The sequence below is a fragment of the Streptomyces soli genome (genome assembly GCF_003999195.1).
GTDB classification, from domain to species: Bacteria; Actinomycetota; Actinomycetes; order Streptomycetales; family Streptomycetaceae; genus Actinacidiphila; species Actinacidiphila soli.
In genome coordinates, this window is the sequence record NZ_RJVR01000395.1 from 1 (window position 1) to 9,253 (window position 9,253).

The window sequence follows — 9,253 nt, forward strand, 5'->3', positions numbered from 1 at the left end:
GGTGGCCCTGCAGCTGGGGATTTCCCGGAACACCGTGTTGCGGGCTCTGGCCTCGGACCGGCCGCCGCAGTACCGGCCCCGCTGAAGGGCTCGGCGGTGGACGCGGTCGAGCCGGCCGTGCGGGAACTGCTGAAGCTGACCCCGACGATGCCCGTGACGGTGATCGCGGAGCGGATCGGCTGGGAGCATGGACTGACGATCCTGCGGGAGCGGGTGCGCGAGCTGCGGCCGGCGTATCTGCCGGCGGATCCGGTCTCGCGGACGGTCTACGAGCCGGGCGAGCTCGCGCAGTGCGACCTGTGGTTCCCACCGGTTGATATCCCGCTCGGTTACGGTCAGAGCGGCCGCCCGCCGGTGCTGGTCATCGTGTCCGGCTACTCGCGGGTGATCACTGCCCGGATGCTGCCCTCGCGGCAGACGGGTGATCTGATCGACGGCCACTGGTGCCTGCTGACCGGCTGGCAAGCCGTGCCGAAGACGCTGGTTTGGGACAACGAGACTGGTGTCGGCAAGGGCAGGCTGACCAGCGAGTTCGCCGCGTTCGCGGGCCTGCTCGCCACCCGGGTGCACCTGTGCCGGCCCCGCGACCCGGAAGCGAAACAGTTGGCTTCATACTGCGCCTCTTTCGGTTGATGCGGTGGTTGTTTGCTCGTCGGAGGGTCTGGGGGCCGGCGGGCGGCCGATGCGGGGACGGGCGAGGTCGGGTGGGGGCGGGTAGTACAGGTACTCGCCCTTGTCGTTGGCCAGGCGGCCGGTCAGCAGTCCGGCGTCGCGCCACTTCTTGACGGTGTTGGCGTGGATGCCGAGATGGCGGGCGATCTCGTTGAGGCTGACCATGCCGAGGTCGGCGAGGCGTTGGGGGTGGCTGCGAAGGCGGTAAGCCCGGCGGATGTGTTTGACGATCCCGACATGAATGGGCTGGTTCATCCCGCTGACCTGGCCTTGCGCGGTGAGGATCTCGGCGATCTGGCCGTCGGTGTGGTCATCGAGAAGGCCGTCGATGGCGGCGACGATGTGTGCGGGGGTCTGGCGGATCTGCCAGGACGCGAGTGGGACGGGCATGACCAGGGTGTGCTCCTGGCCGCCGCGCAGGCGCACGTGGGCGGTGATCTGTTCAGCGCGGACCAGGGTGACGTCGGTGACCAGCAGGCGGACCAGGCGTTTGCGTTCCCGCACCGGGGTGGCCGCATCGGTCCACAATCTCGGGAAGTCGCTGGCCAGGGCGGTGATCCGGGCGCGTTGGGCAGCATCCAGGGTGCCGGTTCCGGCGGCTTTCGTCTTCTCGTAGGTGTCGGTGGCCTCGGCGAGTTCACGCAGGGCCGCGTTCCAGTCGGCTTCCAGGCTGGTGGCGACCAGGCGGTTGTCGGGGTCGACGGCGAGATAGCGGCGCCGGGCGAGGTCGGTTTGGTAGCGGGCGCGTTCGACGGCGGCGGCCCGCAGCTGGTCGGCTTCATCCGCGCGGGTGGCGAGTTCCTCGGCGACCGCGAGGGCTGCCTCCAGTGCGAGCGGGGTGAGGGCGTTGACCAGCAGTTGTCCGACGGCTGCGTCGACGCCGACGCCGTGGACGCGCTGGCAGATCGGGTTGCCGTGCTCGATGCCCTTGGCCCCGCGCCGCCGCACGATCGGCAAGTGGGGTGTGCAGTACGACTACCGGTGCCCCAACCGGGCCTGCGGCCACCTGATCCTGGAGCCGGTCACCCGGCCGGTCGCCGAGGTCATCGACTGGGACCTGCCCGGTACCCGCGTCGGTGACGGCCGCCAGGACCGCAAGATGTTCACCCCGTACGCCCCCTCGACCCGGGCCCGCATCGCCCTCGGCCTGAGCATGTTCGGCACCGAACCGCACATCGCCATGCTGCGCCGCAACGGCACCGCCATCCCCACCACCGGGCGGTCCCCGCCCTGGCCGCCAAGGGCCGTCACCACGCCCTGATCATCCCCAGGCGGCCGCAAGGGACTACCCCGCATTACCAGCGAGCCGCTGACCACGGTCGCCACCAAGCAGCACCACTGCTTGGCCAGCGAGCCGCTGACCACGGTCGCCACCAAGCAGCACCACTGCTTGGTCCGCCCCGCGCCGACCGTGGACGACTGCACCATCCGCATACTGCACCCCGGCGAACTGATGACCGTCCAGCGGTTCCCGGACGACTACATCGTGCACGGCAACCAGACCGAGCAGATCCTCCAGGCCGGCAACGCCGTCAACGTCAACGCCGCCCGCTGGCTCGGCGAGCGACCGCTCCCCAGCCTGGCCTGACACCCCTTCCACTGGTCCCGGGGCGGCAACCCCGGGACCAGCACACCAACCCACCACCCCCGGCAGCCGCTTCTACGGCCGCCCCCGCGAAGGAGCACCGCCGCCATGCGTCTGGACCCCCGCCGCCCCGCCCTATGTGTCATCCAGGCGACCATCGCCACCGGCGACGGCACCGCCACTCTGGTCTCCCGGGCCATGCCCGCCGCCCCGTTCGGCACCCCGGCCTGGCAGCTGCCGATCCTGGCCGGATACCTGGGCACGCTGCGCCGGACCGCAGACGCGCCCACCCCCGAGAACTTCGCCGCCTACCTCGACGCCCGGGCCGACGCAGCGCAGGGTGGCCGGATGAACTTCCCACACCAGCCCTGGCGGTCAGCCCTGGTGCTCGAAGTCCGCGAACGGCGAGTCGCGCAGAGGCAGGGGCTTCGGCCACCAGGGTGGTCGGCCGTTCGGGCAGCGGGCGCTCAGGTACTTCCCGTCCGGCGGGGCGACGTTGTACACCAGGTCGCCGGCAAGGACGGCCGAGAGCACCAGCAGCCCGGCCAGGCTTCCGGTCAGCACCCGGACGAGGCGGCGGCGCGACCGGACGAGGAAGCGTCTGGCCAGGAGGAAGCCCAGCGGGAATGCACAGCAGTACGCGGCGATGAGAGGGAGGCAGAAGAGGAGGTAGAAGCGGGGGCTGTCAGCGACGTCGTACGCCTCCGGCCACGCCATGTTCATGCAGTAGGACCAAGTGTCGCTGATGAAGGCGCCAGCCTCGGCCCCGGCCAGCAGGCCGAGCACCACTCCGGCGACTGGCAGCAGGCAGCCCCACCGTCCGCGCGAGTCCGGCTGCGAGTCCGGTGTTTGTTCTCCGGTCACTGTCCCTCCCGCCCGGGAAGGACGGCGGTCGGCGGTCAACGGTTCCGCCGCTACTCGGGGACGGTGGCCGTTGGACGGGTGGCGCAGCCGTCGCCGGGATTGCGCAGCCCTACGCCGGAGCCGTCGTGGCCGTCGTCGCCAGAGCCGTCGTGGCCGTGGTGAGTGCCGCCCGTGGCCGTGGTGAGTTTTCGGATTGCGCACTCACCACAGCAGGTCAGAGCCGGTTGCGCAGTCACCGCCGAGCCGACTGCGCAACTGGCACGGCCCATTGCGCAACACCCACCGCCACCGCACTCACCACGCCCGCACCCCCCGGGCCGGAAACTCACCACCGCAGGTCAGCGGCCCATTGCGCACGGCAGTGCGCAGGCTGCGCACGGGTGGCGTGCTGGCGTGCTGGCGTGCTAAGCAGGCCAACGAGCCGGGGAGGCGTGGCCAAGCGCCTCATCACCACAACCGAAGGAGCCGCCGTGTGAGCGCCGCACGTCCCGAACGCCACCGCCCCGCCGTGGAGCAGCTGCACGTCGGCAACGACACCGCCGCCCCGGCCGCCGAGCCCGTCCAGGCCCCGGCCGCCGACATCCGCCGCAAGCGCCCGCCCTTCTCCAGCTACCTGGACCCCGACCTGCAGAAAGAATTCAAGATCCGCTGCGTCGTCCTCGACATCGAGATGCAAGACGGCCTCGCAGGCGCGATCCGCGAATGGCTGGAGCGCCACCCCGCCCCATAGCCGAAGTCATTTCCGGCCGACGCCGCCACGATGGGGCACCCGCGCCCCCCGCGCCAACCGCGGGCGCCGCCCGGACCGGCGGGTCCAGATCCCACCTCGACCCCGTCCTGTCCCGCCTCCAGCGCGCCTCTCAGCCCTGTCCGAGCGGCTGGGCATCTCGCCGTCCCAGACGTCCCGCATCCTGTCGGGCGAACGGTTCCCCGACTGGCGGCTCACCGAGCGGTTCGCGCAGGTGTGTGGCGCGGATCCCCTGGTGCTGCGCAAAGTGTGGGAGGACGAGAAGCTCCGCGAGGAGCCACTGGCCGGGGCGCCCGCCGACCCCCGACGACAACCCCACCGAACGCCTGCGCGTCGCGCTGCGCACCCTGCACATCAAGGCGGGCCTGCCGGCGCCCGAAGTCCTCGCCGAAGCCACCCGGCACCCTTCCCGGACGGAGGACATCGACGCGGCTCTGGCCGGAAACGCCCCGCACTGGCCCCAGTTGGTCGATCTCGTCCAGGTGCTCGGCGGCGATCCGGCCTATTTCCAACGGCTGTGGGAGGCGTCATCTTGTCGTGGCCCCGCCGGGAACCCGTGGCCCGGCAGTACGACGGCCGTCACCCCGCGGTCCACCACCCTCGGTCCACCACCCCTCCGGCCGCGACGCCCCGGGCCGCGGCGGCGTTCCCCCATCCGTCGGGCCGAACATCTGGTCCACATGTTCCAGATGTTCGGCCCGGTGCTGGCCGCCTCACCGAGGACCCGATGATCAGGTGCGGGACCGGCACAGGGGCGCGTTGAGGATCTCCCGCACGTCGTAGTTATCCTGGCAGCCGCTGACGGAGCAGTGCCGGGCCTCCCAGGCAGTGATGGTCTGTCCATGCTTTTTGCTGACTCGTAGCGATGGAGGGAGACAAGGAAGCGATGCCGGCCGAAACCGCGCGCAATGGCGCGCTGCCCGTGACCGCTGAGCAGTGGCGCCTCTACCTGGCCGAGTACAACGACTGGTACCTGCAACTGCCCGCGTCCGGTCACCGCCTCACGGAGGAGCAGCTGAGGACGCGCTGGCTGGGGCGCGACCCGGCCAGCGAGCAACAGGTAGCCGCGACGGAGGAGCGCCTTGGCGTCCGGTTGCCGCCGAGCCTGCGGGGGTTCCTGCTTGCCAGTAACGGCTGGGGACCGGTGTCCGCGTACACGTCCATGCTCAATCCCTGTGAGCAGATCGACTGGTTCCACAACACCGACGAAGACTTCATTGATGGTTTCCGAGAGGCTGCCGAGGATGCCGGTGAAGAAATCGCAGAAGACGAGATGTTCCTCCACGCCCTGAGCGTCGCGCAGGGCGAGGACACGATCCTGCTCGACACCCGCAGCGCCTCGGCCGAAGGAGAGTTCGACGCATACCTTCTCCATATCGGTGGCGGGCACCTGAGCGAACCCTGCACGAGCTTCAGCGAGGTCATCGCGCAGGGCCGCGCGCAGATCGAGTTCGTGCGCTCGCGTCGCGCGCAGGACACCGGCGCGCAATGACGGTCGTCCTGCGAGCCCGGCGCCGTTGCGGGCGCGGGCGGTGTGCGAGGCGATGGCCGTGCAGATCGCGCCCACCGACGTCAGCGACGTCCGTCTGAGCTCAAACGACTGGTCGAACTCCAGGAACATGCTCGTACTCACCCGGACCTGGCGCCGGCCGTTCGCCGCGCGCAGCAGTTGGGCCTTCCTCGGTGGGTACGGGGGCCCTCCGTCATGGGACGCGGCCCAACCGTCCCGAAGTGCCGTCCTGGGTTCGCGCCGCTTGACAGTGGGGTGGTCAGGCTGTGACGGGCAGCCAGGGGTTTCCGGTGAGGGCGGATTCGCAGCGATGACGACGGGCGGATCGTCGGGGCCCGCGGCGGGGGCGAGGACGGCGACCAGGAGCAGAACGACAACCAGGGCGCGGTGGAATCCGCGCTGCTGCACTTCTCCAGCCCCCGCGGACGCCTCATCCGCCTGCCGATTGTGGCCCACGCCGCTGATGCCGCCGCCCATGTCGGCGGTACGCCGGTACGCGGGCTGGTCTGTGACTGCGGGAACCGGGTGTGCTGTGCTGGTGTCTCCTCTACGGTGGGTGATCCGAAAGCGGGCGTCCGGACTGGCGGCTGCCGGTCCGGCAGGACCAGGGCGGGCGGGGCATCGTGGAGATCGAATTGGCGGATGCGGTGGCGGCGGTGCGCGATGAGCTGCTGGAGGCCGCGGCACGCGGGGTCGGCCAGAACCTGGCGTTCAAGGTCGGGCCGGTGGGGCTGGAGTTCGCCGTGGAGCTGCGGGCGGATGCGAAGGCGAAGGCCGGTTTCAAAGCGTGGGTGGTCACCGGCGAGGTGGAGGCCGGAGCGGGCCGCAGCCGTACCCACCGGGTGAGGGTCGCGCTCACCCCGCAACTGCCCGGTGGCGGGGACCTGCTGGTCCACGGCAGCACCGCCCGTCCGCAGGGGCCGGGAGACGTTTCCGGGCACATCGAGGGCTGACCGTACTCCAGGCACGGGAGAACACGACAGGACCAGGGGCGAAGCGGTGGATCGTGCACGGGTGGTCGCGGTGGAGGGTACCGGCGGCCCGGGGTCGGGGTATGTGGTCGCGCCGCGGCTGGTGCTGACCTCCGCTCATGCGGTGCCCGCGCCCGGCGGCACGGTGTCGCTGTTCCGGCCGGGACAGGTGGACCGCTGGAGCGCGACGGTGGTGTGGCGCGGCACTCCCGGCGGGCGTGACGACGCCGCCCTGGTCCGCGTTGACGATCCCGCATGGGCGCCACCGCCTGGGGCACCGGTCCGCTGGGGGCGCTTGGCCACCCACCGGCCTGGTACCGCGTGCCAGGCCTGGGGTGTGCCCGAGCTGGTCCAGCGGCCCGGTCGGGCGACCGATACCCTGCAGCCCTCGGGCACCCTCAACCCCGGAGACCGCTACGTCGGCAACCGGTACGTGATGAACCTCGACCAGCACCCCCCGCACCCCACCACCGACGGGACGTCCCCGTGGGGCGGGATGTCAGGGGCCGCGCTGTTCTGCGGCGACCTGCTGGCCGGCGTCATCACCTCCGACCCGGCCGGCCGCGCCCACGCCCACCTCGAAGCCGTCCCCGCCTACGTCCTGATGCACGACGCCGCCTTCCGCAACACGCTGACCGAACACGCCCCCGAAACCGGCACCGTCCTGGAGCCGGTCGAATGGCAGCACGTGGCCGAGGCCGCCGACCCGGCAGCAGCCACCGGCCCCCTCGGCTCCCCCGCCGCCTTGCTGCGGGCCCGCCGCCAGGTCGTGCCCTTCCGCGGCCGCACCACCGTCCTGGACGACCTCCACTCCTGGACCCGCGAGCCGGGCTTCGGAGCCCTCCTGCTGCACGCCCCCGGCGGGCAGGGCAAAACCCGCCTGGCCCAACACCTCACCGACACCCTGACCACCGACGGCTGGACCACCCTGTGGCTGCGCGCCGACGCCACCGCCGAGGCCCTGGCAGTGCTCTCGGACGCCTCCGTCGCGCTGCTGGTCGTCGTCGACTACGCCGAGACCCGCACCCCGCAACTGACCGTCCTCCTGCAAGCCGCTGCCCGGCACGGGGGCGCCCGCGCGTTCAAACTGCTGCTGCTGGCCCGCGCCACGGGCGACTGGTGGCAGGCTCTGCAGGCCGCCAGCCCGACCGCCGAGGATCTGCTGGACGGCGCCGCTGCCATCGCGCTGCCCGCCCTGGAACCCGACCCCGGCACCTCCCGCACCCAGGCCTACCACCAGGCCGTCCACGGCTATGCGGCGCACCTGCCGCGGGTACGCGGCTGGCAGCACCACGACTGGCCGGCCCGGGCCGCCCGCCTCGCCCCCGCCCAGGACGGCCGCCCCGGGCCGAACCCCGCACTGGACCGTCCCGGACTGGAAACCGCGCTGACCTTGCACATGACCGCCCTGGCCGACCTGCTGGACACCGCCGACCAGGGCCCGGCCGCCACCCCCGCCCCGGCCGGCTCCGAGACCGCTGACACCCGTGGAGTCGAGGACCGGCTGCTCGTCCACGAACAGCGCTACTGGACTACGGCAGCCACCGCCCGCGGACTGCACCCCGCCCTGACCCTGGCCACCCTCACCGACTCCCTGACAGCCGCGTTCCTCCTCGGCGCCCCGGACCGCGACCAGGCCGACGCTCTGCTGCACCGCGTCCCCGGCCTGGCCGACCAGCCCAGCGACAGGCGAAGTGCCGTGCGCGACTGGATCGCCGCCCTCTACCCGCCCGCCTCCGCCACCCTGCCCTGGGACACCCTGCCCTGGGACACCCTGCAGCCCGACCGGCTGGCCGAACGGTTCATCGGCCGCCGCATGCAGGACAATCCCGGCCTCGCCGACCACCTCGTCCCCGGCGCCACCGACACCCAGGCCTCCCAGCTCCTCGCCGTCTACACCCGTGCTGCCGCCCACCCCGTCTTCCACCACCGCCTCGACCAGGCCCTCACCGCCTTGTGCGTGCGCCACCGCGGCCTCCTCGCTCCGCCGGCCATCGACGTCGCGACCCAGACCCAAGCCCCCCACCCCCTGCTCGACGCCCTCCGGCAGATCACCGACACCCCCGCCACACCCCCGCCCGACCTGGAACAGCTTGCCGACCGGCTGCCCCACACCAGCCACAACCTCGCCCCCTTCGCCACCCACCTCACACAACACATCACCGACCACCACCGCACACGCGCCCACCACAACCCCGACCACCTGCCCGACCTCGCCGGGAGCCTGAACAACCTCTCCGGCCGGCTGGGGGCTCTGGGGCGGCGGGAGGAGGCACTGGAGGCGATCACCGAGGCCGTGGACATCCGCCGGGAACTGGCCCGGGTCCGGCCCGACGCTTTCCTGCCCAACCTCGCCGCGAGCCTGAACAACCTCTCCGCCGATCTGGGGGATCTGGGGCAGCGGGAGGAGGCACTGAAGGCGATCACCGAGGCCGTGGACATCCGCCGGGAACTGGCCCGCACCCGGCCCGACGCCTTCCTGCCCAACCTCGCCGGGAGCCTGAACAACCTCTCCGGCCGGCTGGGGGCTCTGGGGCGGCGGGAGGAGGCACTGGAGGCGATCACCGAGGCCGTGGACATCCGCCGGGAACTGGCCCGGGTCCGGCCCGACGCTTTCCTGCCCGACCTCGCCGCGAGCCTGAACAACCTCTCCGGCCGGCTGGGGGCTCTGGGGCGGCGGGAGGAGGCGCTGGAGGCGATCGCCGAGGCGGTGCAGGCCGACCGGGAGCTGGCCCGGGTCCGGCCCGACGCTTTCCTGCCCGACCTCGCCGCGAGCCTGAACAACCTCTCCGCCGATCTGGGGGATCTGGGGCGGCGGGAGGAGGCACTGGAGGCGATCACCGAGGCCGTGGACATCCGCCGGGAACTGGCCCGGGTCCGGCCCGACGCTTTCCTGCCCGACC

General features: G+C 72.0%; 10 protein-coding genes. 8 read left to right on the forward strand and 2 right to left on the reverse strand.

Annotated features, from left to right (window positions below; all coding sequences use genetic code 11):
- Window positions 1-96: 96 nt before the first annotated feature.
- Window positions 97-633, forward strand: coding sequence for a DDE-type integrase/transposase/recombinase (locus EFK10_RS46140; RefSeq protein WP_240677882.1), 537 nt, complete (start codon window positions 97-99; stop codon window positions 631-633).
- Here the strand turns inward: EFK10_RS46140 and EFK10_RS46145 are convergent.
- A complete protein-coding gene (locus EFK10_RS46145) occupies window positions 610-1,620 on the reverse strand; it encodes a hypothetical protein (protein ID WP_127361598.1) in 1,011 nt (336 codons plus the stop codon). The genes EFK10_RS46140 and EFK10_RS46145 overlap by 24 nt on opposite strands.
- Here EFK10_RS46145 and EFK10_RS46150 point away from each other — a divergent pair.
- Together EFK10_RS46150 and EFK10_RS46155 are read left to right on the forward strand one after the other, a co-directional pair.
- Entirely contained in the window at window positions 1,595-1,933 is a 339-nt protein-coding gene (locus EFK10_RS46150; RefSeq protein WP_127361599.1) for a hypothetical protein, read from the forward strand. The genes EFK10_RS46145 and EFK10_RS46150 overlap by 26 nt on opposite strands.
- An 81-nt stretch (window positions 1,934-2,014) precedes the next feature.
- The gene (locus EFK10_RS46155) at window positions 2,015-2,260 is read left to right on the forward strand and encodes a DNA cytosine methyltransferase (protein WP_164836490.1); all 246 of its coding nucleotides are present in this window, start codon (window positions 2,015-2,017) and stop codon (window positions 2,258-2,260) included.
- Between the two features lie 372 nt (window positions 2,261-2,632).
- On the opposite strand, the gene EFK10_RS46160 is transcribed toward EFK10_RS46155, so the two are convergent.
- On the reverse strand, window positions 2,633-3,121 hold the full coding sequence (locus EFK10_RS46160) for a hypothetical protein (RefSeq protein ID WP_127361601.1): 489 nt from the start codon (window positions 3,119-3,121) through the stop codon (window positions 2,633-2,635).
- A gap of 472 nt (window positions 3,122-3,593) precedes the next feature.
- Here EFK10_RS46160 and EFK10_RS46165 point away from each other — a divergent pair, with 472 nt between their 5' ends.
- From EFK10_RS46165 to EFK10_RS46185, 5 genes are all read left to right on the forward strand, one after another.
- Window positions 3,594-3,851, forward strand: a complete 258-nt coding sequence (locus tag EFK10_RS46165; RefSeq protein ID WP_127361602.1) for a hypothetical protein — start codon at window positions 3,594-3,596, stop codon at window positions 3,849-3,851.
- 236 nt (window positions 3,852-4,087) lie between these two features.
- A complete protein-coding gene (locus tag EFK10_RS46170) occupies window positions 4,088-4,600 on the forward strand; it encodes a hypothetical protein (protein WP_240677883.1) in 513 nt (170 codons plus the stop codon).
- Window positions 4,601-4,734: 134 nt separating this feature from the next.
- Window positions 4,735-5,361, forward strand: coding sequence for an SMI1/KNR4 family protein (locus EFK10_RS46175; RefSeq protein WP_127361603.1), 627 nt, complete (start codon window positions 4,735-4,737; stop codon window positions 5,359-5,361).
- A 641-nt stretch (window positions 5,362-6,002) separates the two neighbouring features.
- On the forward strand, window positions 6,003-6,332 hold the full coding sequence (locus EFK10_RS46180; protein ID WP_127361604.1) for a trypco2 family protein: 330 nt from the start codon (window positions 6,003-6,005) through the stop codon (window positions 6,330-6,332).
- 46 nt (window positions 6,333-6,378) lie between these two features.
- Window positions 6,379-9,253: tetratricopeptide repeat protein (locus tag EFK10_RS46185; protein ID WP_240677884.1), on the forward strand; the 2,875-nt coding region annotated here is incomplete at its 3' end.

What these genes read in the sequence shown, in the direction of transcription:
- EFK10_RS46150 (WP_127361599.1), top strand. Translation starts at nt 1,595, where the DNA reads ATGCCCTTGGCCCCGCGCCGCCGCACGATCGGCAAGTGGGGTGTGCAG.
- EFK10_RS46175 (WP_127361603.1), top strand. Translation starts at nt 4,735, where the DNA reads ATGGAGGGAGACAAGGAAGCGATGCCGGCCGAAACCGCGCGCAATGGC.